At 65.1% G+C, this 25,242-nt stretch carries 20 protein-coding genes; 11 read left to right on the forward strand and 9 right to left on the reverse strand.

Going from position 1 to position 25,242, the window contains the following annotated elements; translation table 11 throughout:
* Positions 1-60: 60 nt before the first annotated feature.
* Positions 61-2,427, forward strand: coding sequence for an HAD-IC family P-type ATPase (locus tag QFZ50_RS07770; protein WP_307083165.1), 2,367 nt, complete (start codon positions 61-63; stop codon positions 2,425-2,427).
* A gap of 710 nt (positions 2,428-3,137) precedes the next feature.
* Here QFZ50_RS07770 and QFZ50_RS07775 read toward each other — a convergent pair.
* Both QFZ50_RS07775 and QFZ50_RS07780 read right to left on the reverse strand, forming a co-directional pair.
* The gene (locus tag QFZ50_RS07775; RefSeq protein WP_307083166.1) at positions 3,138-3,980 is read right to left on the reverse strand and encodes a universal stress protein; all 843 of its coding nucleotides are present in this window, start codon (positions 3,978-3,980) and stop codon (positions 3,138-3,140) included.
* Complete coding sequence (locus QFZ50_RS07780; RefSeq protein WP_307083167.1) at positions 3,977-4,480, reverse strand: universal stress protein; 504 nt, start codon at positions 4,478-4,480, stop codon at positions 3,977-3,979. Before QFZ50_RS07780 ends, QFZ50_RS07775 begins: the two co-directional genes overlap by 4 nt.
* 223 nt (positions 4,481-4,703) lie before the next feature.
* Here QFZ50_RS07780 and QFZ50_RS07785 point away from each other — a divergent pair, with 223 nt between their 5' ends.
* Positions 4,704-5,354 carry a response regulator gene (locus QFZ50_RS07785; RefSeq protein ID WP_307083168.1) on the forward strand — a complete coding sequence of 217 codons (651 nt, stop codon included), beginning with the start codon at positions 4,704-4,706 and terminating at the stop codon, positions 5,352-5,354.
* Here QFZ50_RS07785 and QFZ50_RS07790 read toward each other — a convergent pair.
* The gene (locus tag QFZ50_RS07790) at positions 5,344-6,939 is read right to left on the reverse strand and encodes a GAF domain-containing sensor histidine kinase (RefSeq protein ID WP_307083169.1); all 1,596 of its coding nucleotides are present in this window, start codon (positions 6,937-6,939) and stop codon (positions 5,344-5,346) included. The genes QFZ50_RS07785 and QFZ50_RS07790 overlap by 11 nt on opposite strands.
* A gap of 259 nt (positions 6,940-7,198) precedes the next feature.
* Between QFZ50_RS07790 and QFZ50_RS07795 the strand changes: the two genes are divergently transcribed.
* From QFZ50_RS07795 to QFZ50_RS07815, 5 genes are all read left to right on the forward strand, one after another.
* Positions 7,199-7,657 carry a pyridoxamine 5'-phosphate oxidase family protein gene (locus QFZ50_RS07795; protein WP_307083170.1) on the forward strand — a complete coding sequence of 153 codons (459 nt, stop codon included), beginning with the start codon at positions 7,199-7,201 and terminating at the stop codon, positions 7,655-7,657.
* A 454-nt stretch (positions 7,658-8,111) separates the two neighbouring features.
* Entirely contained in the window at positions 8,112-8,615 is a 504-nt protein-coding gene (locus QFZ50_RS07800) for a pyridoxamine 5'-phosphate oxidase family protein (protein WP_307083171.1), read from the forward strand.
* 385 nt (positions 8,616-9,000) lie between these two features.
* The gene (locus tag QFZ50_RS07805) at positions 9,001-9,258 is read left to right on the forward strand and encodes a hypothetical protein (protein WP_307083172.1); all 258 of its coding nucleotides are present in this window, start codon (positions 9,001-9,003) and stop codon (positions 9,256-9,258) included.
* Positions 9,259-9,787: 529 nt separating this feature from the next.
* Positions 9,788-10,483 (forward strand): GAF and ANTAR domain-containing protein, encoded by a 696-nt coding sequence (locus tag QFZ50_RS07810; protein WP_307083173.1) that lies wholly within the window; start codon positions 9,788-9,790, stop codon positions 10,481-10,483.
* Positions 10,484-10,985: 502 nt separating this feature from the next.
* Positions 10,986-11,567: a hypothetical protein gene (locus QFZ50_RS07815; protein ID WP_307083174.1), complete on the forward strand. Its 582-nt coding sequence runs from the start codon at positions 10,986-10,988 to the stop codon at positions 11,565-11,567.
* 297 nt (positions 11,568-11,864) lie between these two features.
* Here the strand turns inward: QFZ50_RS07815 and QFZ50_RS07820 are convergent, their stop codons facing one another.
* The gene (locus QFZ50_RS07820; RefSeq protein WP_307083175.1) at positions 11,865-13,262 is read right to left on the reverse strand and encodes a helix-turn-helix domain-containing protein; all 1,398 of its coding nucleotides are present in this window, start codon (positions 13,260-13,262) and stop codon (positions 11,865-11,867) included.
* Positions 13,263-13,544: 282 nt separating this feature from the next.
* On the opposite strand from QFZ50_RS07820, the gene QFZ50_RS07825 reads away from it, so the two are divergent.
* The 4 genes from QFZ50_RS07825 to QFZ50_RS07840 all read left to right on the forward strand — a co-directional run bounded on the left by QFZ50_RS07825 (position 13,545) and on the right by QFZ50_RS07840 (position 18,093).
* Positions 13,545-14,588 carry an amidohydrolase family protein gene (locus QFZ50_RS07825; RefSeq protein WP_307083176.1) on the forward strand — a complete coding sequence of 348 codons (1,044 nt, stop codon included), beginning with the start codon at positions 13,545-13,547 and terminating at the stop codon, positions 14,586-14,588.
* Positions 14,588-15,403 carry an iron-sulfur cluster assembly protein gene (locus QFZ50_RS07830; protein WP_307083177.1) on the forward strand — a complete coding sequence of 272 codons (816 nt, stop codon included), beginning with the start codon at positions 14,588-14,590 and terminating at the stop codon, positions 15,401-15,403. The genes QFZ50_RS07825 and QFZ50_RS07830 overlap by 1 nt, the downstream gene beginning before the upstream one ends.
* Positions 15,400-16,434, forward strand: coding sequence for an NAD(P)-dependent alcohol dehydrogenase (locus tag QFZ50_RS07835; protein WP_307083178.1), 1,035 nt, complete (start codon positions 15,400-15,402; stop codon positions 16,432-16,434). Before QFZ50_RS07830 ends, QFZ50_RS07835 begins: the two co-directional genes overlap by 4 nt.
* Before the next feature lie 249 nt (positions 16,435-16,683).
* The gene (locus QFZ50_RS07840) at positions 16,684-18,093 is read left to right on the forward strand and encodes an MFS transporter (protein WP_307083179.1); all 1,410 of its coding nucleotides are present in this window, start codon (positions 16,684-16,686) and stop codon (positions 18,091-18,093) included.
* A gap of 103 nt (positions 18,094-18,196) precedes the next feature.
* On the opposite strand, the gene QFZ50_RS07845 is transcribed toward QFZ50_RS07840, so the two are convergent.
* The 5 genes from QFZ50_RS07845 to ileS all read right to left on the reverse strand — a co-directional run bounded on the left by QFZ50_RS07845 (position 18,197) and on the right by ileS (position 24,845).
* Positions 18,197-19,162 carry an aldo/keto reductase gene (locus QFZ50_RS07845; protein ID WP_307083180.1) on the reverse strand — a complete coding sequence of 322 codons (966 nt, stop codon included), beginning with the start codon at positions 19,160-19,162 and terminating at the stop codon, positions 18,197-18,199.
* Between the two features lie 62 nt (positions 19,163-19,224).
* The gene (ndk, locus tag QFZ50_RS07850) at positions 19,225-19,641 is read right to left on the reverse strand and encodes a nucleoside-diphosphate kinase (RefSeq protein WP_307083181.1); all 417 of its coding nucleotides are present in this window, start codon (positions 19,639-19,641) and stop codon (positions 19,225-19,227) included.
* Positions 19,642-19,725: 84 nt separating this feature from the next.
* The gene (locus tag QFZ50_RS07855; protein ID WP_307083182.1) at positions 19,726-20,157 is read right to left on the reverse strand and encodes a DUF4233 domain-containing protein; all 432 of its coding nucleotides are present in this window, start codon (positions 20,155-20,157) and stop codon (positions 19,726-19,728) included.
* A 7-nt stretch (positions 20,158-20,164) separates the two neighbouring features.
* Positions 20,165-21,544, reverse strand: coding sequence for a bifunctional folylpolyglutamate synthase/dihydrofolate synthase (locus tag QFZ50_RS07860; protein ID WP_307083183.1), 1,380 nt, complete (start codon positions 21,542-21,544; stop codon positions 20,165-20,167).
* A complete protein-coding gene (gene ileS / locus QFZ50_RS07865; RefSeq protein ID WP_373462252.1) occupies positions 21,537-24,845 on the reverse strand; it encodes an isoleucine--tRNA ligase in 3,309 nt (1,102 codons plus the stop codon). The genes QFZ50_RS07860 and ileS overlap by 8 nt, the downstream gene beginning before the upstream one ends.
* Positions 24,846-25,242 lie beyond the last annotated feature (397 nt).

A 25,242-nucleotide genomic window follows, 5' to 3' on the forward strand; every position in this document is an offset into this window, starting at 1 on the left:
CAGGGGTGGCTTCCGAATGGAGCTGCAGGGCGGGACCGTCGCATAGATATGGGACACACAATGGTCCGGCCCGACGCACAGGCACCGGCCAGAGCAGGACTCTCAGGGGAAGCGGCGGCACAAAGGCTCCTCGCAGGCTTCGGCAATGAGGTGTCCGACCAGTCCAGCAGGAGCTTGTGGCAGATTTTCCGTGCCAACGTCCTGACCGTTTTCAACGGGATCGTTGCCGGCAGTTTTGCTCTGCTGTTGGTGATCGGCCAGTGGCAGGACGCCCTGTTCGGCTTCGCTGCTATCGGCAACGCTGTCATCGGGGTGGTGCAGGAGTACCAGGCTAAAAGGTCGTTGGATCGACTTGCTGTCCTTGATCGTCCTACCGCCCGCGTGCTCCGTGACGGGTTTGCGCATGAAATCGCCAGAGCGACCATTGTTCGGGACGACATTCTCGTGCTTCGCGCCGGTGATCAGCTCAGCGCTGACGCTGTTGTGCTCGACAGTGAGGGTTTACAGCTGGACGAGTCACTGCTCACCGGTGAATCGGATCCAGTCGATAAGCCCCCCGGTTCGGAGGCGCTGTCAGGCTCCAGCGTTCTCGCCGGGCAGGGACGGGCACGTGTCATTCGCGTCGGCGATGACGCGTCCCTGAGTCGCCTGACAGCAGAAGCCAAACGCTTCTCGCTCGTCAATTCCGAGATCCGCAGCAGCCTCAACAAGATTCTGCAGTGGATCACGTGGATGTTGCTGCCCGTGATGTTGCTGGTCATCAATGGGCAGATGCAAGCCAACGGTGGTTGGTCACAGGCGATCACCACAGGGGCCTGGCGAACAGGGGCTATTGGAGCGGTCGCCAGCATCGTCGCGATGATCCCTCTGGGCTTGGTGCTGCTGACCAGCGTCGCGTTCGCCGTCGGCGGAGTGAGGCTGGCGCGGGAGAAGGTCCTCATTCAGGAGCTTGCCTCCGTCGAGGGCCTCGCGCGAGTCGATGTCCTCTGCCTCGACAAGACCGGCACCCTTACCGAGGGCCGTATCGTGTTCGAGGCCGTCCACGAAGTCAGCTCCGACCATGTACGGGGGTGGGAACAAGCACTGGGCTGGTTCGGGGCCGACCCTAACGCCAACGCGACCGCACGATGCCTGAGCGAACAGTACGCTTCCGGCCAGAGCCTCTCCCCCATCTCGACTGTGGCCTTCTCCTCAGCAAGAAAATGGAGTGCGGTCAGCTTCGACGTCGAGCATGGCGGCGAGGAAACCTGGGTGCTCGGTGCACCGGAACTGGTCCTGACCTCTGATACGCCGCGGACGAATTCAACGCTGGAGAAGGCTGCAGCCCTGGCATCAACGGGTTCACGGACCCTCATCCTGGCTCACGCCTCCGGCGCTCTACGAAGTGATCCCCCCCATGATGCTCAGCTACCACTAACCCCAGTGCCCGTAGTCCTCCTGACCTTCCGGGAAAAAACACGATCGGACGCGGGGCGAACCCTCGCCTATTTTCTCGAGCAGGGCGTGAGCCTAAGGATCATTTCAGGCGACGATCCGCACACGGTCGCCGCCGTCGCGCGCGACGTCGGACTGGATATCGACAAGGGCTTCGACGCCCGTAGCCTTCCGGATGATCAGGAACTACTCGCCGAAGTGATGGAGGAACACACCGTCTTCGGACGGGTTACGCCGACACAGAAGAAGGAAATGATCCGCGCTCTGCAAAGCCGCGGCCATACAGTAGCGATGACCGGGGACGGGGTGAACGACGTCCTGGCCTTGAAGGAGGCGGACATCGGTATCGCCATGGGTTCAGCGGCGGCCGCCACGAAGGCCGTATCCCGCCTCGTACTTCTTGACGGCCAGTTCGCACGTCTGCCGGGCGTGGTGGCAGAAGGCCGGCGGGTCATCGCGAATATCGAACGCGTCTCCATGCTGTTTCTGACCAAGACGACCTACGCCATCGTCATCTCCGTCGTCTTCGGTTCGCTCCTGTGGGCCTTTCCGTTCCTTCCTCGGCAACTATCCGTCACCGACGGCCTGACCATCGGGATCCCCGCATTCTTCCTCGCCCTGATGCCCAATACGCGCCGCTACACACCCGGCTTCCTCCGACGTTCCCTGACTTTCGCTATACCTGCCGGCATGACTGTTGCAGCAACTGTCATCGCGCTGAACATCTATGCCACAGTCAGCGGCGCCTTCGATCCCCAGGCCGTTCGGACCGCATCTGTCATCGTGCTCACACTGGTGGGCCTATGGATCCTCGTGGTCACGTCGCGACCCCTGAATGCCCAGCGAGTCGCTGTCGTTCTAGCGATGTGTGCAGGTCTCGCGGCCGTACTCATCGTCCCCGTCGTCCGCGACTTCCTCGACCTGTCATGGCCCCCCACACGCCCTGCTCACGATGAGCCTGGCCACCGCGATGGTCGGCGCCGCAGCGATTGAGATCATCGCCCAGATACACGCGCGACACCACGCACGACACCACGCACGGCATCGGGCTGCGAGGCGACGGCTTCGCCCATGAAGACAGTTCCAGTAAGCGAACGGCTTGGTCAGTGTCGTGCCGAGCCGTTCCCCGAGGTCAGCACCAATCTGGCGTTGAAGGGACGAAAGGTGTCAGCTGGGACGTCAAGGGTGCAGGAGCGCCACCTGACGTAGGGAGCATGAGCGTGCGACGTGGAAGATCCACGCCGGCGATAGACATGCTGCCGGCCGACAACGGCGTCCAGTGCTCGCAGGCATGAGAAGTGCCACACCACGTAAGAGACGGCGCTATCGGGGCATAGCGACGATCAAGGACACCAACGAACTCCTCGACGATTCCTGGCGCATACGGCGCATCCGCAACGACGATCACGTCCCCGGTCAAACCGTTTCAGGCATGGTGCCGGGAGTGTGTGCCACACGTCCCTGCAACACGCACGAGGTCACTTCTCCCGGATTCTCGTGCCCGCTCCGACGGCCGCCGGTCCGGAACCCGAGCGTGGTCTGCCGCAGAGTCTTCCCGTGCCCTCCGGAAACGGTGTGAGAGCTGCGCCTGCTGGACGCCGTTCAGGCATCGTCCATTTGATGACGGGTGAGCGCTGCCAGTGATGCGCTGTTCAGCGCGTGCCCTTCTTGAAGGCTGAGATTCTGGTTCGGGGTGTTGTGGCTCAGCGGACGACGAGGACGCTCCCTTGGGCGTGGTGCAGCACGGCGTGGACCGTGGATCCGAGGCGGGCGCCGAGAGTGTTGTTGCCCTTCGCTCCGAGCACCACGATCATGGCCCCGCGCGTGTGGTGGACGATGACGCCGGGTACCGAGTGTTCGGCGAACGAATCCTCGATGACGGTCAGGTCCGTGTCGCCCGGCAGGAGATTCAAGGCCTGCTGGATGACGGGGTCGCTTTCGAGGTCGGCGAGTCGGGCGGCGACATGCCGGCTGTAGGGCCTGACGTGCAGGATGCGCAGCTGGGCGTGCAGGGTGGTCGCCAGCGATGCTGCCGCGATGACGGCGCGGTCGCTCTCGGGGGATCCGTCGACCGCCACCAGGACGTCGCCGTTGGCGGGCTGATCATCACGGATGACCGCGATGGGGCACGACGCGGCGGCGGCGAGATGGAGGCTGACCGATCCGATGAGCAGGCCCGCAAAACCTCCGAGCCCGCGCGTGCCGGTGACAAGCAGAGAGGCTTCCACCGAGAGCCTGGTGAGCACTTCCGAAGGGAAGCCGACGATGAGCCGTTCGCTCGTGTCGACGTCGGGCTCGGCCTGTCGAGCGAGGCCGAGGCCTTCAGCGGCGATCCGCTGCGCTGCGCTCCGAAGGCCGCTGTCCTTCACGGTTGGAACCGGGCCGAGGTCCTGCGTGAAGAACGGCCAGACCCAGCAGTGCACGACGACGAGGCCCAAACCTGTGGCCGCCGCGTGGTGGGCTGCCCACTGCACGGCGAGCCGGGAGCCATCGGAGCCGTCGTAGCCGACGATCACTGGTTTGGCGGGGACACCGGGAGGGTTCATGCCGGTATCCGGACGGGCGGCAGGGCGGTGGTCTCACCCTCGGCGAGGTGGAGCGCGCCGTGGGCGACGAGGACCGGGCATTGCGCCCGCTCTGCCAGTGCGGAACTGACGGACCCCAGGAGTAGTCCTGCGAACCCGCCATGACCGCGGGAACCGACGACGACCATCGCGGCATGCCTGCTCTCCTGGATGAGGACCTCCACGGCGAGGCCGCGCACCACTCTGCGCTCAATGTCCGCAGCCTGGCGAGGAGCCCCCGGGGGGAACGCCTCGGTCACCGCCTGATCCAGGGCCTCGCGAGCGAGTCCCTCGTAGTCGTGCTCCACGGGCGGTGAGTAACGGCCGAAGGCAATGGGGTGCTGCCATACCGCGAGGGCGTGGATGGTGTCACCGGCCAGCGGCATGAGGTTGACGGCGAGTTGCAGAGCAGCGATCGACGACGGGGAACCATCAACTCCCACAACGATGACGCGTCGGCGGGGGGTAGAGGGTGCGTCCATGAGGAGTCCTTTTCTGGGCGGAACACGACTTCTTCCGATCGTCGCCGGTCCCGCAATAAGCAGGTAGGGCCTTACGTCCCCTCCTCAGTCCATAGTGGTAAGGGGACGTAAGGCCCTGTCAGGGAAGGCCGGGCGGGATCATGCTGATGCTTGGTGTCGACAGGCGTCAGGTCTGAAAAAACTAAGGCAGATATGGGATGCGAGTAACGACGGTGATCAGCAGATGAAGGACGTCACGGTGTTCCTCCTCGACGACCACGAACTGGTCAGGCGAGGATTACGAGAACTGCTGGAGGCCCAGGGGTGCGTGATCGTCGGGGAATCCGACTCCGCCGAGGAAGCAACGCGCCGAATCCCTGCCCTGTCACCTGACATCTCGATCCTCGACGCGAGGTTGCCGGACGGGACGGGAATCGAGGTGTGCCGTGATGTGCGCTCGATCGACCCGTCCCTGTCGTGTGTCATCCTGACCAGCTACGACGACGACCAGGCGGTGCGGGGCGCCGTCCTGGCCGGGGCCTCCGGATACATCCTGAAGGAGATCATCGGCTCCGATCTGGTCGGCAAGGCACGCAGGGCCGCCGCGGGTGAGTCTCTGTTCGAGCCAGGGTTGAAGGAGCGCATCATCGCCGGACTGCGCGACGCCCCACAGGAGGACGTGCGCCTGGCCGGCCTGACAGCGCAGGAGAAAAAGGTCCTCACACTGATCGGAGGCGGACTGACGAACCGGCAGATCGGCGCCGAACTGTTCCTGGCCGAGAAAACCGTCAAGAACTACGTCTCCGCGCTCCTGGCGAAGCTCGGCTTCCAGCGCCGCACCCAGGCCGCCGTCTACATTTCCCGGCCCTCAGAACCACCGGCCCCTACGCGCTAGGAGCAAGTAGAGGTAAAACGGTTGGCGAGGATGTTAGAGGCACCGTGACCAGGACATCCGTTCCCCTGCCCGGGGGACTGGAGATCGTGAGGGTGCCTCCGCAGAGCTCGGCGCGACGCCGCATATTCGCCAGCCCGCTGCGCGACGGTGTCTGTTCAAACCCTGACCCGTCGTCGGTGATCCGCAGCTCTAGGCGGTCCGGCAGTGCCTGCAGCGTCGTCGTGATGGACCGCGCGCCGGCATGGCGGAGCGCATTGGACAAACCCTCGAGGAGGATCGCCCGCACGTGATCAGCCCACGCCGGATCGATGGTGGCGTCGAGGGGTCCGGCGAGGTGCAGGACAGGTTGAAGGTCGTGACCGTCGAAGACTCTCGCAACGAGGGTGAAGATACTGGACGTGAATGTCTGGGTGCTCTGAGGGATGGAGCGCAGCGAGTAGATGGTGTCGCGCAGTTCCCTGATCGTCGCGTCCAGTTCGACGGTGACGGCCTCGATCCGTTCAAGAGCCTCGGCATCCGGCAGGTATTTGTGCAAACTTTGGATGCTCAGGCCCGCCGCGAAGAGTCGTTGGATCACCAGGTCGTGGAGGTCGCGGGCGATCCGGTCGCGATCGCCGAAGACCGCTTCCTGCTCCCGCTGCCGGTGGACCCGCAGTAGCTCCAGAGACAGGGCCACGTGGGAGGTGAACGAGGTCACCATCTCATGATCGACGTCCGAGAAGGGCGGGAATTCCGCAGGTCTGCCGAAGAGGAGGAACTGCCGTTCCCCGGTCCCCGCGAGGCGTGTGAGGAGGGCTGTGGAGATCGTTGCCGGTGGCGCTCCTGGAAGGAGCTGGTTGATGTCCTCCTCCGTCAGCAGGAGCGGCGGCGATTGTGCTGTCAGTCCGTCGAGTTGTACGTTGTCAGCCCCTGATTGTCCGATGAAAGCTCCGGCATTGACGCCGTCCGCGGCTTCGCAGATCAGGCCCCGCTGCTGGCCGAAGTCACGCAGCACGACAGTGAGGTCGCTGCGTGATGCGTGCAGGGCGTGGTGTGCGATTAGTTCGAGGTCATTGCGGGCATCATCGGGTTGCTCGAGGAGCTCATGTGCGGCGTTCAGGCCGCCTTCGAGCCACTGCGTTCGTCGGGTCGAGTCGTGGAAGAGGCGCGAATTCTCGATGGCGACGCCGGCCGCGGCCGCAAGGGCGATGAGCAGCTTCTCATCGGTGTCGGTAAAGTCTTCCTCCCCATTTTTTTCCGTGAGGTAAAGGTTCCCAAAAACCGTCCCGTGGATCCGGATCGGGACACCCAGGAATGAACCCATCTGCGGATGACGCTCCGGGAACCCCGTGGCGCGATCGTGATGGCGCAGGTCCTGAAGCCGTAACGGCCGGGGTTCGCTGACAAGAAGACCCAGCACGCCGTGCCCCTGAGGCGGGGACCCGATCCGTTTGATGTGATCATCCTGAAGTCCCACCGTAATGAACTGACCCAGTGTCCCGTTCGGGCCGATAACGCCCAGCGCACCGTAGTGTGCGTCAACCAGCTGACAAGCGGCCGAGATGACGCGTTCGAGGACGGTATCCAGATCGATATCATCGGCCATGGACTCGAAAGCTGCGAGGAGGTTTCCGATTCCCGCCGCTGAGGTGGCAGTAATGGTCTGATCGTGCGGGGTCACCGATTCGTGCTGGGATCCTGTTACCACTGAACGCTCCCGAGTGCCGTGGTTGAACTTCCATGAAGTTCCTGAGGTAATCGATTCACCCGGTCGTTCGGATGACGCTGGCACGTACGCTTGCTGAAGCGCCGTAACAGGACCTAGTGCCCTAGCCGGTGGAGCAGCAGCTTCATAGTGTCACGGTATGAACGCTGAGCCCACACCTACGAGGATCCTTCCAGCACATGAATGCTGGGCGCTCCTGCGTGCGACGTCCGTCGGGCGTCTTGCCCTCTGCAAGGACGGGCGGCCCGAGATCTTCCCCATCAACTTCACCGTCGATCACGGGACAGTCGTCTACAGGACATCCGAAGGCACAAAATCCCTTGCCGCCGAACACGCCCCTGCCGCGCTCGAAGCGGATGGCTCGTACACAGACGATGGCACAGGCCAGGAGGTGGTGTGGAGTGTTGTCGTGAAAGGAGACGCAGCGACTATCGCGGTGACCTCCGAGCTTCTGGCCACAGTGCAACTGCCCCTTCATCCGTGGGAAAGCGGTCGTAAAGACCGGTTCATGCGCCTGGTTCCCGGGTCCATCAGCGGACGGGCCTTCCCCCGCAGTGGCTCGAACAACCCCGTCAACCAGGAAGCGTCAGCCACGTAGCCTTCGGTCATCCATCCCGGCGAGGAACCATCCACTGACGAGCACCTGACATCCTGCAAAGGCGCATTGCAGCAACAAACCAGACCCCGCCCACACAGCCCCTGCAGCATCCGTCCTGTCCTCCGTCGGGTCAGAGCAGCGGCTGTGGCCCCTCGATGATTCCGGCAAGCGCGCTGAGGGTACAAGTCACTGCGACCTCATTCCGGCGACACCCGAACTGATGACCGTCCCCGCACAGTGCACGCCCGCCACCAGCAGCAAATAAAAGTGCCTTATCAGGGCCTTTGGGCCCTGATAAGGCACTTCCTCGTTCCGTAGCCTGAAAATCAGGAGATCACCAGGCGTTGACGCCAGTCCATGACGAGCTGCGACGCCTGCTCCCGCCCAAGCTGTCGCGGGCACTTTTGGTGTGCTGGTGATCGGTCTCCGTATCAAACGGGAAGAAGACAACACCATGACAACCACCTCCTCCGCCACTCCTGACCCATCGACGTCCAGGACGAGACACAACTCTCCGATAGAGCACCAGGACGCCTACGGGGAGTCCGAGGGCGGGCTGAACGCTGCGAAAGCACTCACCAGTGCCCAGTGTTGGGCTTTGGCAGCGACGCAATCCGCGGGCCGGCTCGGCTTCTTCCGTGACGGGGTGCTGGACATTGTGCCGGTGAGCTACTTCATGATGGCCGACCATGTGTACTTCCGCACCTCCACCGAGGGCACCAACGCCGCCAGCTACCTCGAGCACGCAGCGTTTCAGATCGACCGCATCGACACAGAGGCCCGCAGCGGATGGTCGGTGCTGCTCAACGGTTCTGCCACCCGCGTGGCAGACCCGAGCCTAGTGAGGCCCCTGTGGGCTGAAGCAGTCGACCAGCCCTGGGCGGCGGGCCAACGGGACCAGTTCTTCAACCTGGCACGCTCCATGGCGCGCGGCCGTCTCATGGGAGCCACGCACTGATGCCCACCAGTCAGAAGGACGCCGAGCAGAGGCCCATCGATCTACTCACGGCTCACCGCGTGGCCGTCCCACCGTCACAGGCACTACATTCCGCGGCGATGAGAAGATATGCGTCCCGGAAGGCCAGCGCGGCCGACACAACCCCTGTCTGCCTGAGCTGCGGGACTGACGAGAACTTGATCTACCCGGAGTACAGCCTGCAACACACGCTTCCGAACGGCCACGTCGAACCGGCGTGGGCGCGATACTGCTGCACGCGCTGCGGCGCAGGACGACAACATGCGGTCCCTGTGTCCTGGCGACCGCCGGGCTGGTTCTGGTGCACCTGAACCTCCACCGTGAAATGCGCCATGCCGTACCTGGGCCAAGGAAAGAAGTCACCCCAATGCATCTTGAAGTCACTCGAAGCGGCGGATTCACCAGCCTGACCCGGCAGTGGTCGACTGACATCCCTGATTCGGATTGCACTCCGCTCCTTACCGCGCTCGAGCAAGCCGACGAAAGCTGCCGGAAGTACCCCGACGAACGCATGTACGAAATACATCTCGGGGACACCTCGGCCACTGTCCCTGAACGCCACACACTGCACGGTGCGTTGGCAACGCTCATCGAGCGGGCGCAACACGGCAACCATGACCACTGACCAGAGCGTGCCCGGCCGCAGTCGTCACCTGCAGCACGAGAGGGCCAGCGGCCCTACCAGTAGGGCGCCTTTCGAGAGGACCAGCGCGGACTCGCTCATTGAATCACCGCCCATGCGAGAGGAGTACCCGCCCTTCAACCTCGACCAGAGACCGGATGAGCCGGAAGACACTCTTCACCGGCCGAGCCGCACCCCAACACATCTCCTACGCGGCCCTAGGGACTACCCTCACCCAGCTGTTCCCCGTGCGGCCGCGCTACTCCGGAATCGCCCTTTCAGCCAATATCGCCGGCGTCGAAGGTCGGCTATCTGTGGTTGAGAAGAAAGGTCTGGAGCGGACCGGTTAAGCGCAGGTGCGTTTGAGCTCGTCTGTACAGTGAGGGTGTCGTCTAGTAGCAGGCGGCTCTATAGCTTCAGCGCTTTCACCATCGTGGTGAAGGGATCAACGCGGAGCGTGAAGGCGGGCTCTTTGATGTCCACCCCACAACCCGGCGATACAGACGCTGATGCACGTGCTTTCGCAGATGAAATGCAGAACCTCGTCCTGGACAGCGGTGACAGGGGCCAGTTGCTGACCCTGCTGGCCCAGCGTGCCGCCTCGAAGTTCAGCACCTCGAGGACGACCATTCTGTGCGGGGTGACGCTGCTGCGACCACGAACGAAAATGACCATTGCCAGCAGCAGCGCTCGTGCGCAGCGCATCGATGAGGTGCAGTACCGCTTCAACGACGGACCCTGTGTTCGCGCGGCCCGGAGCGGCCAAGTGCAGTACGTGACCGATTTTCGTTCCGACACCCGCTTCGGTGAGTACACCAACGTCGTCAGGAACTACGGCATCCTGTCCGCTCTTGGCACCCCGATTCCCCTGGACGGTGGGGTTCGAGCAGCCTTAGACCTGTATGCCGAACACCCCGATGCTTTCAACGAGGAGGCACAAGCTGAAGCGCTGCAGATAGCGCAGGGTGCCTCGAGAGCCTTACGTCTGGCGGTTCGTCTCGCGCAGGTCACCGACACCAATCACCAGCTGATGAGCACCCTGGAATCACGGACAGCGATTCTCCTCGCCGCGGGCATCATCATGGGGCAGAACCAATGCAGCCACGATGAGGCGATGCGTATCCTCCTCGCCGCATCCAGCGGGCAAAACGTCAAAGTCCACGACATTTCAGCGCAAGTCCTGGCCTCCATCGGCCAGAAGGTCCCCACCACCCATTTCATCCTGTAAGAACCCCGAAGGACCGCTTTCCCTCTGACGGTGTACTAGCGTACACCCCAGTATCGGCGCCGGTGGCCGCATACGGACTGCCGGATCTTCGTGGCCAAGGTTGCCCCGACAAGACCCCGAAAGCCAGGTTGCGGTGCGCGGACTCCTGAACAGCGCGTGTCGAGGCCGTGATGTTGACTTCGCCCCTGGGGCGGAGCGGACGCTGAACCTGAGAGCGGACGCAGTCCGCGCCGGAGGAGGTCAATGAGGCAACCGAAGTGGCTTTCAGCTGGTCGGTGCTCAAAGCGATCGCCGCCCTCACCCAGGGCATTGCGGCTGCACGCACAGAACGGACTGCTCCTGCCGGCGAAGGTGGACTCGCAAACGGGCTACCGAGCGTGCGAGCCTGACCAGTTGCGCGCCCAACGATCGATCTGGCTGCACCGACGGACCGGGGTGCCGATGCACTCAGCAGCGGAACCGGTCAATACGCCCCGCGAACAACGGAACCCTACGTTATGTCGTGGAGGTCCCAGCCTGTCGCCAATCCGACTACCACCGCACCATCCTCGAGCTCCTCTTCCACACCAACACCGATAGATGGGATTGCTACATCATGTTCCCTGTCACCACACGCGAAATACCAGCCCAAACGCTGCTTACCGAGCAGGCCTACGTCGATGCCCCGAATCGCAGCGACTGGATTGTGCAAACAGGTATTCGGCAGCAAGCTGCTGCGGCAGGACTTGGGGGGCAAGTGGATGCTTCCATCGTGATGTACCACGGTGATGTCTCCAAGGACAGTGACGGGCCCGTGGAGTCGGCGCTCCCAATCGACATCGAGCGAGCGAAAGACACAACCCTGCGCACCAGAGTGGAACCGGCGCACCTCGAGGCTTTCGTCACGATCACCCGCGCCCACATCCGGTATCCAGATATTCTCTCCGCCTACGATTCCATCAGAATTTGGATCGATGAAAATGACGTCGAGCAAGCAGGTTCGCCTAGGGAGTACTACTTTGCCGATCCCTCCACCGGGCCAGATGAGGAACCGGTCGCGCACGTTGCCTTCCCCATCCGTCAGCCGGCATCGCCCCATACCTAAGAGCTGCATCGAGCCCCATCACGACGAAGTAGACGGAACATCCCGCTCTTGGCGCTTCGCTCTGGTCGGATCGACGGGGTAGATGACGACCGCGGCAATGGTGTCTTGAAGCGTCTCCGGCCTCGTGATCTATTGCTCTGTTGCTTGCGAATGCTAAGTAGGCGACGGCTGATAAGGAGAGACGCTTGGTTGATAAAGCTAGCCTCGTCAACATGGGTTGACATAGATGAATTATCCGCCCAGCTGCTGGGATAGCAGGGGCGGTCGTGGCGACCCTCGCGGCAGCAGCGGAAGCGGTCAACTCCGTGGGTTGATACCTAATTTGGTGAGGCGTCGGTAGATGGTGGCTCGGCTGATGCCTAGTTCCGCTGCGGCTTCGGCAACGGATGTGCCGGGGCGTGAGAGAAGTCGTGCTATTTCGTCTCGTTCGAAGGTCTCTATCCGGGTCAGTCTCCTCGCGGTGGGTCCGATCAACCCGGGAGGGAGGTGGTGCGTGTCGATGATATCGGTGACGAGTGCGGCCGCGTGGATTGCGTGGACGAGTTCGTCGGTATTTCCTGGCCAGTCGTAGTTGGCAAGCGCTCGTTCGGCTGCTGGGGTGAAGTCGAGGTCGCGCAGCCTTGTCTGGCGGGCCGCGTACCTGGCGAGGGGCATGATGTCCGCGGGCCGCTCTCTCAGTGCTGGGACGGGGATGACGCGCGCGACTGCACGCGTCAGTTCCGCTGGGACATGGTCGAGGTTCTCCGCTGTGAAAGCCCAGTGAAGGAGCGGGACCGTTGTTGAAGTGTCGGGCGACGAGTGGGTCGTGGCGCCGGGGAGGTTCCGTACCTGACCTGCAATATTCTGTGCGGCCCATGCTGGAAGGAAATCAGCATTCTCGATGATGATCGCGGTGTCCGGCTTGCAGAGTTCGGGAGTCCAGAGCGCCAGCCATTCTTCGACCATGTCAGGTGCGGGTACGGACGCGCAGAGGATTCGGCTGGCGGGGTGTGCCTGACGGAGCGCCTGACCCAAGAGTGTGGCCCGTCCACTTCCAGGTTCTCCGACCGCGGCAACGACGTCTCCTATGGCTAGGGCCTCAGTTGCTTTCTGCAAGGCTGAGGTCCAGGGGGCAGACATGGCGCGCATCGTGCCTGCTGCCGGCTCAAGCCTCGGACGTTGGACCCGAAACACTCCTCCTTGGGGCTTGGCGGGCTGAACCCGTCCCCTTGATCGGCTGGACATGAGGGTGGAGGTGTTCGTCGCTGCGGACTGGGCGAGGGCGAGCAGTAGGCCGGGTGAGGTTTTGGACCAGGTGGTGATGTTGACGCTTCCTTCGATGCTCCCTGTGACCGGGTCCAGCACGGGCACTGCTGCGCAGGTGTAGGTCCGCAGGCTCGCGCTGTAGTGCTCTTCGGCTCGCACAAGGGTGGGTACCTTGTCGGCCAACGCAAGTCCGAGTCCATTGGTTCCGGCCTGGCGCTCGGAGAACGCGAAGCCCGGCGCCAGGTAGACGCGATCCAATGCGCGCAGGAGGGACGAGTCTCCGCTGAATCTGTTCAGCACAAGCCCGTCTGCGTCGGTGAGCATGAGACTGAGCGGCTCGTTCACCAGCGACTCGTGAAGGCCTGCGAGTACTTCCTGTCCGCACTGGTAGAACAGCGAATCGTCGGGGATGTCACCGGCCCAGGTGGGATCAACGGATTCTGCGGACACGCCGTACTCCTGGCTTCTCTGCCAGGACGCCAGGAGCCGCCGAGCCCCGACGGATACTCCGTCCTTTCCGGCACTCTCGCGCGACGGAACGGGAGAGGGGATGTGGTTCGGCTTCATCGCCGTCCTCCTTGAACTTTGTCCCTCGAGACTAGCGGGGCTGCCGTTCGTCGGTCAGCACCGTCCGTCTCAAATTGAGACGCCGATCACACTTTGCGTTCTTGGAAAGCTCGTAGCGTCTCTCCCATCGCAACTACGGCAGTTGCGAGGAGATGGAGATATGGCATGTACACCAAAGACGGCGAGAACTACTTCATCGTCGACGCCCACATCGCTCTGTGGGACGCCCGTCCGGAGAACCAACTCAACATCCACGGCAAGCAGTTCATCGACTGCTTCTACGATTATCACCGCAACCTCTCCCCCGCTGACCAACTGTGGACCTACGAGGAATACCTGTACCAGGGCGGCAAGCGCCTGATGAAGGACATCTTCGAGGACGGCTACGTCGATCACGCGATCTTCCAGCCCGCCTACCTCGGCGAGTTCTACAAGACCGGGTTCGGACAGACCGAGGAAGCCTATGCCCTCGCCGCGGCCAACCCGACCCAGCTCAGCTACAACCATTGCTTCGACCCGCGCAACGGCGAGGCCGGCCTGGACCAATTGCGGGCTGACCACGAGCGGATGAACTTCAAGGGCGTGAAGCTCTACACCGCGGAATGGAACGGAGACTCGCGCGGCTACAAGCTGTCCGATCCTTGGACCTACCGCTACTTCGAGGAGTGCCGCAAGCTCGGCGTGAAGAACATCCACGTCCACAAGGGCCCCACGATCCGCCCCTTGGACCGGGATGCCTTCGACGTCTCCGACGTCGATCACGCCGCCACCGACTTCACCGACCTGAACTTCGTCGTCGAGCACGTCGGACTGCCCCGTCTGGAAGACTTCTGCTGGATCGCCACCCAGGAGCCGAACGTGCACGGTGGCCTTGCCGTCGCCATGCCCTTCATGCACACCCGCCCCCGCTACTTCGCGCAGATCATCGGCGAGCTCATCTACTGGATCGGCGAGGACCGCATCCAGTTCTCCAGCGACTACGCCCTATGGACGCCACGGTGGCTCATCGAAGCGTTCGTCGACTTCCAGATCCCCGAGGACATGACTGAGTACGCCCCGCTGACCATCGACCAGAAGAAGAAGATCCTCGGGCTGAATGCCGCAAAAATGTACGACATCCCGGTGCCTGCGGCCCTGCAGCTCCCCGACGCCGGGGAGCCCACGACGGGTCCGCGCCAGCCCGAGCGGGCAGATCTGGCGGGCGTGTGATGACAGACATTCAGACCCGGCCGTCCCCTCGCGCGACCCTGCTCGAGACCGACGACATCCGACGCGCCCTCAGTGCCGTGCAGGATCCCGAACTCGACGAACCCATCACTGACCTTGGGTTCGTGCGATCCATCGACGTCATGCACGGTGTCGGAGGATTGACCATCAGCGTGCACCTGCGTCTTCCGACGTCGTTCTGCTCACCCAATTTCGCCTACCTCATGGCGTCCGACAGCAAGGACGCCATCGCGGCATTGGAAGGAGTCGACAGGGTGGTCGTCGAGTTGGACGACCACCACGACTCCGACCTGATCAATGCCGGGCTCGCCGCGGACGCCGGGTACCGGGGAACCTTCCGCCACGAGGCGGAGGAAGGCCTTGACGAGCTGCGCTGGACGTTCCGAAAGAAAGCGCACACTGCCGCAATGGAACGGTGCCTTACGGAATTGCTTCGCGCCAACCGGAACCTTCCCGAATCAGACATCGGCCGGATCCCGCTGGCGGACATCCCGGCCGGTCGCACCAAGACAGCTCTTCTCCGCCGACGGGAAGCACTCGGGCTGCCCACGCATCCGGACGCAATCGTCCTGGTCGATCATGAAGGCCGCACGTACGCGCTGGAGGCTGTGCCCATGGCACTGAGACGAGCCCGGTCGACCCGCATCTCCATCGACGGAAACGCCCACTTCTGCAGGGGGCTGCTCCGTACCCGCTACGCAGGATCCGAAGCCGACCAGAGCGCCCGTCCGGAAGGCGCAGAACCCAGCACCCAACACACCCTGCTTCCAGTCACAATCAAGGAGATCCACCAGTGAGCACCATGCGAGCCGTCCAGGTCGTCGGCTACCACGAAGGACTGAAGATGGCCGAGGTGCCCAGGCCGGAAGTAACCGGGCCGTGGGACGTCGTCGTCCGAATCGGCGGGGCCGGTGTCTGCAGAACCGACCTTCACATCCTTGAAGGACAGTGGGCCGAAAAATCACAGGTCCATCTGCCCTACACGATCGGTCACGAGAACGCCGGGTGGGTTCACGCCACCGGAAGCGCGGTGACGAATGTCCAGGTCGGCGACAAGGTGATCCTCCACCCACTCGTGACGTGTGGGCTCTGCCGCGCCTGCCGCTCGGGAGATGACGTGCACTGCGAAACCAGCAAGTTCCCCGGAATCGACACACACGGCGGGTACGCGGAATACCTGTTGACGTCGGCACGCTCCGTGGTGAGGATCGACGACGCCCTCGAACCAGCCGATGTCGCCGCTCTCGCCGATGCCGGCCTCACCGCATACCATGCGGCCGCGAAAGCCGCCAAGCGGCTCACCCCCCGCGATACCTGTGTCGTCATCGGGGCTGGAGGACTCGGGCACATCGGAATTCAGGTCCTCAAAGCACTCACGCCCAGCCGGATCGTCGTCGTCGACCGGAATCCGGCCGCCCTGGAACTCGCGAAGAGCATCGGGGCCGACGAGGGCGTTCTCGCCGACGGAACACAGGTGGAACAGGTCCTGGAACTCACCGGCGGCCACGGCGCCGAAGTACTCATCGACTTCGTCGGCGAAGGTGGGGCCACCACGGAGGGCATCGCCATGACCAGGCAGGCGGGAGACTACTTCGTCGTCGGCTACGGCGAGAACATCAACGTGCCGACCATCGACCTGGTGTCTTCCGAGATCAACATCATCGGGAACCTTGTCGGCAGCTATAACGACCTGCAGGACCTCATGGCCTTGGCAGCACGCGGAGCAGTCACGCTCCACACCCAGAAATACTCCCTCGACGACTTCCAACAGGCAATCAGCGACCTCGACGCCGGCAAGGTCCGCGGCCGCGCGATCCTCGTCCCCTGAACCTGCTGCACCGCGTCAGAAACGTGGAGAAGAATCCCATGGCGTACTGATCACCGGCGCAGGCTGAGGAATCGGGGCAATACCCGAAGGCTGATGATGGGAGTGACGGTCCAAAGCTTCTTGGTGGTGATCATGGCAGAGTCAGGCCAGGATTGATGGCCTTGGTTTGTGGGTATGGGTGGAACGTAGGGTCTTTGAAGGGGGTGCTGTATCTGGGCGTCGCCGATCGGGACGGACGAAAACTCAGGAGTGATCAGCATCGCCACATCGAATACCCCACCTGCCGCCGACGACGCAGCCTCGCTCGACAACAGGCCGGAATACGACGCCGCACCGGTGGCGCTCGGACCAGCTGATGCACGGCGGGCGCGCAAAGCCGTCATCAGCTCCTACGTCGGAACATCCCTGGAGTGGTACGACTTCTTCCTGTTCGGAACGACTGCATCCATCGTCTTCGCACCCTTGTTCTTCGGCGGAGACGACCCCGCCCTGCAGACGCTTCAATCGTTCCTGGCTTTCGGTATCGGGTTCATCGGTCGCCCCCTCGGCGCACTGGTCTTCGGACACTTCGGGGACCGGCTTGGCCGGAAGGGCATCCTCGTCACAACGATCGTGCTGATGGGAGTCGCTTCCACCCTCATCGGGGTGCTGCCTACTTTCCAGACCGCGGGCATCATCGCCCCGATCCTGCTCACCATCCTGCGCTTCGTGCAGGGCATCGCGGCCGGTGGTGAGTGGGGTGGGGCAATGCTCATGGCGGTGGAATCCGCGCCGGCACACAAGCGCGGCTTCTATGGTGCCGTCGTCCAACTCGGCTCCCCCACCGGAACTTTGCTGTCGACGCTCATCGTCGCTGCAGTCGTCAGCCTGACCGGGCCGCAATTCCTCGAGTGGGGCTGGCGGATCCCCTACCTCATCTCGATCCTCCTGGTGGCCGTCGGCGTGTGGCTGCGCCTGCGCGTGGACGAGACCGTCGACTTCACAGCAGCTGCAGCCGCTCATCGTACGGACGACAAAGTGCCCTTTGCGCGACTGATCTCCGAAGCCCCCGTGCGGCTGCTCGTGGGCGTCTGCGCCTACCTGATGAACAACGCAGGTTTCTTCCTCCTGACGACCTTCATGATCAGCTACGTGACGGGCACGCTGGAGCTCAGCGCCACCGTGATCCTCACCTCCATCTCGTGGGGTGCCGTCGCGCAGATCATCGTCACCTTGATCGTCGGGAAGTTGTCCGACCGTTTCACCCCATCCAGGATGCTCATCGTCGGGTATGCGGTCAGCGTGGTGACCGCATTCCCGATCTTCTGGCTGGTGGACTCGCGGCAGTCGGTCGCGATCAGCGCCGCGATGTTCTTGGCCCTGGGCCTCGGCTCGATCTCGTACGCAGCCTTGGGTACGACACTGACCCAGCTCTTCCCCGTGCGATTGCGCTATTCGGGAATCGCGCTGTCAGCCAATATCGCCGGAGTCATCGCCGGATTCATGCCGGCACTGGCAGCCTGGATTCTGACCCTCACCGACGGTTCCTCCACCGGCCCTGCCACGTTGCTGCTCGTCCTCGCCCTGGTCTCGTTCGTCGGCTCGATAGTCGCTCGGCGCATCATCCTCGCGGACCACCGCGCCGATCTCCGGAGTGGAGAACCCACCCCCGGCCACTAGCAGCAGGCCCGGCTTCTCCGTGCGCACTGGTCTCCCCACTCTCCACCCCGCGCGGGAGTGGAGAGTGGGGACAGGTGCTCTTCGTTCGGCCTGCCGATCGGAGTCAGGCGGCTGGGCGGGGGAAGATCCGGTCCAGTTCCGCGAGGTCCTCGTCCGACGGCGTCCATGCCGCGGCCGCCGCGTTCTGGCGCACCTGGTCGGGTGAGGTGGCCCCCGCGATCACGGACCCGACCGACGGCTGGGCGGCGAGCCAGGAGAAGGCCACCTGCACCTCGGTGAGGTCCCGTTCCCGTGCGAAGGCCGAGAAGGCCTCGAGCTGGTCCCAGTCCGCGGTGTCGAGCACGTTCTGGCGGGAGTGCGTGAGCCTGCTGCCGGCGGGCACCTCGTTCCGGCGGTACTTGCCGGTCAGGAGGCCGTTGGCGAGCGGGAAGTACGGCAGGATGCCGAGGCCGTAGGCCTCGGCCGCCGGGACCACCTCGCGTTCCAGGCGCCGGTCCAGCAGGCTGTAGGGGTTCTGCGCGGAGATGAAGGGCGTGTAGCCGCCGCTGCGCGCGGTGAACTCCGCCTCGGCGATCTGCCAGCCGGCGAAGTTGGAGTGCCCGAGGTAGCGGACCTTGCCGCTGGTCACGAGGTCGTCGAGGGCTGCGAGGGTCTCCTCGACGGGTGTGAGGGCGTCCGGGGCGTGGTACTGGTAGAGGTCGATCCACTCGGTGCCGAGGCGCCGCAGCGACGCTTCGGCGGCCCGGACGATGTAGCGCCGGGAGCCCCGGGCATTCCAGTCGGGTCCGTTCACGCCGCCCATGTCGAGGCCGAACTTGGTGGCGAGGACGACGTCGTCGCGCCGGCTGCCGAGCGCCTTGCCCAGCTGCACCTCACTGACGCCGGGCGCCCTGCCGTACATGTCCGCGACGTCGAAGAGCGTGATGCCGGCATCGATGGCCGCGTGCACGACGGCGTCGGTGCCCTCCTGCGACTCGGAGGAGGTGCCGGCCCTGCCCAGGTTGTTGCAGCCGAGCCCGACGGTGGAAACGCTGAGTCCCGAGGAACCCAGTCTTTGGTAGGTCATCATGGCCCTAACCTACCAAGACAGTTGCCCCGGGCACACGACCCGGGGCAACCCTGCCGGCGGCGTCAGGCGAACCAGATGCCGATCTCGCGCTCGGCGGACTCCGCCGAGTCGGACCCGTGGACCAGGTTCTGCTGGACCTTGACACCCCAGTCACGGCCGAGGTCCCCGCGGATGGTGCCGGGCGCCGCCGTGGTCGGCTCCGTGGCTCCCGCCAGGGAGCGGAAGCCCTCGATGACGCGCTGGCCCTCGAAGATCGCTGCGACGATCGGCCCGCTGAGCATGAACTCGACGAGCGGCTCGAAGAACGGCTTGCCGGCGTGCTCCGCGTAGTGCTCCTCCAGCAGTTCACGGCTCGCGTGGACCTGCTTGAGTTCGGCGATGGTGTAGCCCTTCGCCTCGATCCGGGACAGGATGGTGCCGGTCAGGCCGCGGGCCACGCCGTCGGGCTTGACGAGGACAAGGGTGCGCTCGACGCTCATGATGTACTCCTGGGGGTGGGCGCCGTCCCGGACGGCGCAGTCAACGGTGAACTGGTATCAGGTCCGACTCTACTAAAGCCGCCGCTACTCGGGGTTCGCCTTCTCCCACTCCGCCTGCAGGCGGTCCCGCTCCACGTTCTCGCGATCCACCCGCCTGCCCTGGCGAAGGCCGTAGAGCCAGGTCAGCGCGAACGCGAGCCCGACGACGAACATGGTCGGCTCGAGGAAGCCGCCCGCGATGAGGACGAGCTGCAGGACCCAGCCCAGCGCGATCCCCCACCGCTTCGTCAGCACGGCGCACGTCAGCACGAGCACCACGCTGAGGATCAGCCCGGAGGTCAGGATGAGCGCGGGCGGGATCTCGTCGCGGCGCAGCCCGAAGACGGCGAGCGTGGCGAAGAACACCACGAACGCCTCGAGCAACAGCACGGTGGAGGCGAACATGATCTTCGTGGACCGGCGCTTCTTCGGCATCCCGGGCCGACACTCGCGCTGGGCCTTGGTCATGCGTGCCATGATCTGCCTACTTCCCTAGGAGCGTGCGGGCTTCCCCGACCACCGTGATGGAGCCGGTCACGAGGACACCGCCCGCGAGGTCGTTGTTCTCCTCGGCCTTCAGCACGGCCCACTCGAGGGCGTCGTCGAGACCCGGGGCGATGTTGATGTTCTCCTCCGCGAAGCCCGCCGAGAGGGCGGCCTGCAGGAGGTCCGCCGCCGGGACCGAGCGGGGCGAGGTGGACTGCGTCAGGCAGACGTCCTCCAGGATGCCGCCGAGCTCCTCGTGGAGTTCGGCGAGGATCCCCGCGGCGTCCTTGTCCTCGAGGACACCGATGACCAGCACGAGCCGGGAGAAATCGAACGCCTCGCTGACGCCCTTCGCCGCCGCGCGGGCCCCGGCCGGGTTGTGGGCGGCGTCGACGATGATGCTCGGCGCGGTGCGCACCACCTCGAGGCGGCCCGGCGACGTGACGGCGCGCAGTCCGTTGCGCACCAGCTCCGTCTGCAGCTCACGCTCACCGGCACCGAGGAACGCCTCGACGGCGGCGACGGCGACGGCGGCGTTCTCCGCCTGGTGTTCACCGTGCAGGGGCACCAGCAGCTCACCGTAGCGGCCCGCCAGCCCGGTCAGGGAGACCACCTGTCCGCCGACGGCGACCGTGCGGGACTCGACCCCGAACTCGACGCCCTCGAAGCGGAACTCCGCGCCGACCTCGCGGGCGCGGTCGAGGAGCACCTGGGCGGCGTCCCGGGGCTGGATGGCGCTGACGAGGAACGAGCCGGGCTTGATGATGCCCGCCTTCTCGAGGGCGATGTCCTCCTCCGTGTCACCGAGGAGCTCGGTGTGGTCCAGGGAGATGGGCGTGACGACCGCCACCTGGCCGTCGCCGACGTTCGTGGCATCGGTGATCCCGCCGAGTCCCACCTCGATCACGCCGACGTCGATCGGCTCGTCGGCGAAGATCGCGAACGCGAGGATCGTGACGCACTCGAAGTACGTGAGCCGCGGCTCCCCCGCGACGAGGAGTTCGCCGTCGACGATGTCCAGGTAGGGCTTGATCTCGTCCCACACCCGGACGAAGGTCTCGTCCGCGACGGGCTCGCCGTCGATGCTGATGCGTTCCGTCACGCGCGACAGGTGCGGGCTGGTGAACCGGCCGGTGCGGAGATCGTGCGCCAGCAGGATGCTCTCGATCATGCGCGCCGTCGAGGTCTTGCCGTTGGTGCCGGTGATGTGGATGATCGGGAACGCCTTGTTCGGCTCCCCGAGGATCTCCATCGCCCGGTACAGCGGAGCCATCCGCGGCTCCATCCTGTCCTCCGGCGCCCGGCTCAGCAGTTCGGCGTACACGCTCTCGACCGAGAAGCGGTCGAGCTCGGGGCCCGCCCCGTTCAAGTCATCCATTCTGCTGCTCCTGCTTCGCGACGGTGATGGTGAAGTCGTTCCCCGAGCCCTCGACGGCCTCGACGCGGAGGTCGACGGTGAGGGTCTCGGCCCTGATCAGGCCGGCGTTCGCCTCGAGGGCGGCGACCTGCGCGGGGGCGACGCCGATGGTCGTGCCGATGCGGTCACTGATGTCGAGGTTCGCGTCGCGGCGCGCCTGCTGGATGGCCCGGATGGCGTCCCGCGCCGTCCCTTCGGCGGCCAGTTCAGGGGTCACCTCGGTGTCGAGGACGAGGAAGCCGCCACCCGGCAGGACCGTCACGGCCTTCGACGCGGCGTCGTTGCCCTCCACCACGGTGTCGAGCGTGTACTCGTGCGGCTCGAGGGCGAGTCCCCCGGCGGTGACACCGCCGTCGTCGTCCACGGACCAGTCCCCCGACTTCGAGGCCTTGATGACGGCCTGGACGTTCTTGCCGAGGCGGGGGCCGGCCGCCCTGGCGTTGACGACGAGGCGCTGCGCGATGCCGAACTCGGCCGGCTCGGCGTCCGCGGAGTCGACCAGGCGCACGTCCTTGAGGTTCAGTTCATCGGCGATGATCGAGGCGTACTGCCCGGTGAGGCCTTCGGCGCCGGGCGCGACGACGGTCAGCTCCCGCAGCGGCAGCCGCACGCGGAGGTTGGCCGCCTTGCGGAGGCTCGATCCGACGGAGCAGACCTGGCGGGTCCGGTCCATCTGCTCCACGAGGTCGGGAGCGGCGGGGAACGACGCCGCCTCGGGCCAGTCGGTGAGGTGCACGGACCGGCCGCCGGTGAGGCCGCGCCAGATCTCCTCGGTGACGAGCGGCAGCAGCGGTGCCGCCACCCGGCACACCGCCTCCAAGCACGTGTACAGGACGTCGAAGGCGTCGGTGTCCTCGTCGAAGAACCGCTGGCGGCTCCGGCGGACGTACCAGTTGGTGAGCGTGTCGAGGTAGCGTCGCAGCGACTCGCACGCGTCGCTGATCGTGAACGCGTCGAGCGCCTCGGTGAGGTCCCTCACGAGGTTGCCGGTGTTCGCGAGGATGTAGCGGTCGATCGGCTCCGCGAGCTGCGCGGCAGCCTCCGGGGTGACGGTCTTCGCCTCGTAGCCCGCTCCGCCGTTCGCGGCGTTGGTGTAGAGGCTGAAGAAGTGCCAGACGTTCCACAGCGGCAGGATCACCTGGCGGACGCCGTCGCGGATGCCCTGCTCGGTGACCACGAGGTTGCCGCCCCGGAGGATCGGGGAGGCCATGAGGAACCAGCGCATCGCGTCGGAGCCGTCGCGGTCGAACACCTCGGAGACGTCCGGGTAGTTGCGGAGGCTCTTGGACATCTTCTGCCCGTCCGAACCGAGCACGATCCCATGGCTGATGACGTTGCGGAACGCGGGGCGGTCGAACAACGCGGTGGACAGGATGTGCAGCATGTAGAACCAGCCGCGCGTCTGCCCGATGTACTCGACGATGAAGTCCGCCGGGTTGTGCGTGTCGAACCACTGCTCGTTCTCGAACGGGTAGTGCACCTGGCCGAAGGGCATCGACCCGGAGTCGAACCAGACGTCCAGCACGTCCTCGACGCGCCGCATGGTCGACCGACCGGTCGGATCGTCCGGGTTGGGGCGCGTCAGCTCGTCGATGAAGGGGCGGTGGAGGTCCACCTCGCCCTGCTTGTTCAGCGGGAGCCTGCCGAAGTCGGCCTGCAGCTCGGCGAGTGAGCCGTACACGTCCGTGCGGGGGTGTTCCGGGTCGTCGGACTGCCAGACCGGGATGGGGCTGCCCCAGAAGCGGTTGCGGCTGATGGACCAGTCGCGTGCATTGGAGAGCCACTTGCCGAACTGGCCGTCCTTGACGTTGCCGGGGATCCAGGTGATGTCCTGGTTCAGCTCCACCATGCGGTCGCGGATCTTGGTGACCTCGACGTACCAGGACGACACGGCCCGGTAGATGAGCGGGTTCCGGCACCGCCAGCAGTGCGGGTAGCTGTGGACGTAGCTGGACTGGCGCACCAGGCGCCCCTCGGACTTCAGGACGCGCGTGATGTGCCGGTTCGCCTCGAAGACCTGCAGGCCGACGACCTCCGCGAGCGGGCCCTTGCCGAACAGCGGCAGGAACTTCGCGCCCTCGTCGACGGAGAGGATCACCTGGATGCCGGCGTCCTCGCAGACCTTCTGGTCCTCCTCGCCGTACGCGGGCGCCTGGTGCACGAGCCCGGTGCCGTCCGTCGTCGTGACGTAGTCGGCCACGAGGATGCGGAAGGCGTTGCGGTACCCGCCCTCCTCCGGATCGGCGAGGTAGTCCCACAGGGGCTCGTAGGTGAGCCCTTCCAGCTCGGTGCCCACGTGGCGCGAGGTCACGGCGTCGCGGGCGGCGGCGGCGTCGGCGAACCCGAGGTCCTTGGCATAGTTGCCGAGCAGATCCTCCGCGAGGAGGTAGCGGGCCGCCTGGCCGTCGTGCTCGCCCTCGACGACGACGTAGGTGATGTCCGGCCCGACGGCGAGCGCCGCGTTGGTGGGCAGGGTCCAGGGCGTGGTGGTCCAGGCGAGGGCCCGGACGCCGGCGAGTTCCTTCGACAGCTCGGTGGCGCCGGCGAGGAGGGGGAAGGTCACCGTGACGGTCTGGTCCTGGCGGTCCTGGTAGACGTCCTCGTCCATGCGGAGCTCATGGTTGGACAGCGGTGTCTCGTCGTTCCAGCAGTACGGCAGCACGCGGTACCCGTTGTACGTCAGGCCCTTCTCGTGAAGGGTCTTGAACGCCCAGAGGACGGACTCCATGTACTCCGGGTTGAGGGTCTTGTAGTCGTTGTCGAAGTCCACCCAGCGGGCCTGGCGGGTCACGTAGTCGCGCCACTCCCCCGCGTACTTCATGACGGAGGCGCGGGAGGCCTCGTTGAACTTGTCGATGCCCATGGCGAGGATCTGCTGCTTGTCGGTCATGCCGAGCTGCTTCATCGCCTCGAGCTCGGCGGGCAGGCCGTGGGTGTCCCAGCCGAAGCGCCGCTCCACGCGGTGTCCGCGCTGCGTCTGGTAGCGGCCCACGAGGTCCTTGGCGTAGCCGGTGAGGAGGTGGCCGTAGTGCGGCAGGCCGTTGGCGAAGGGCGGGCCGTCGTAGAACACGAACTCGTTGGAGCCGTCCACCCCGGCGTCGCGGTTGTCGATGGACGCCTGGAACGTGCCGTCCTTCTCCCAGTAGCGGAGGACTCGCTGCTCGAGCTCCGGGAAGCTCGGGGACGCGCCCGTCCCGGAGGAAGGGGTCCCGGCGTCGTCGGGCGACACTGCTTTGGGGTAGATCTGCGGCATTGTTCTCATCCTGTGTACGGCGGCGTGGGGTGGGGAGTCCTGCCGTGAGGACGGGAGCCTGCCCGGCCCGCCGCCGGTTGCCTGACCGGCCGCAGGGGAACTGGACCCGCGGTACCACCTCACTTGCCGCCGTCGTCCGCCATGCCGCTCGTCGCGGGCACTGCGGGCGGGGCCGCCGCTCGTTTCCAGGCTGTGACGGGCCACCCCGTCCGGTTCTACGGGCCGCCGCGCGGGCGGGCCTTTCTTCCGGAAGCTCACCGGTGATCGCCGGGTCGATGCTTGTCCTGCCAGTCTAGCGCCGGGGCGAATTCGTTGTCGAAAGGGCGACCGCACACCGCGCGGGTGCGTGGGCGGGCGGAAAGTCGTTGTGGTCGCGGCTCCTCGTTGGCACGCTGGGAGGGCACCC

This window comes from Arthrobacter agilis, assembly GCF_030816075.1.
Classification (GTDB): domain Bacteria; phylum Actinomycetota; class Actinomycetes; order Actinomycetales; family Micrococcaceae; genus Arthrobacter_D; species Arthrobacter_D agilis_E.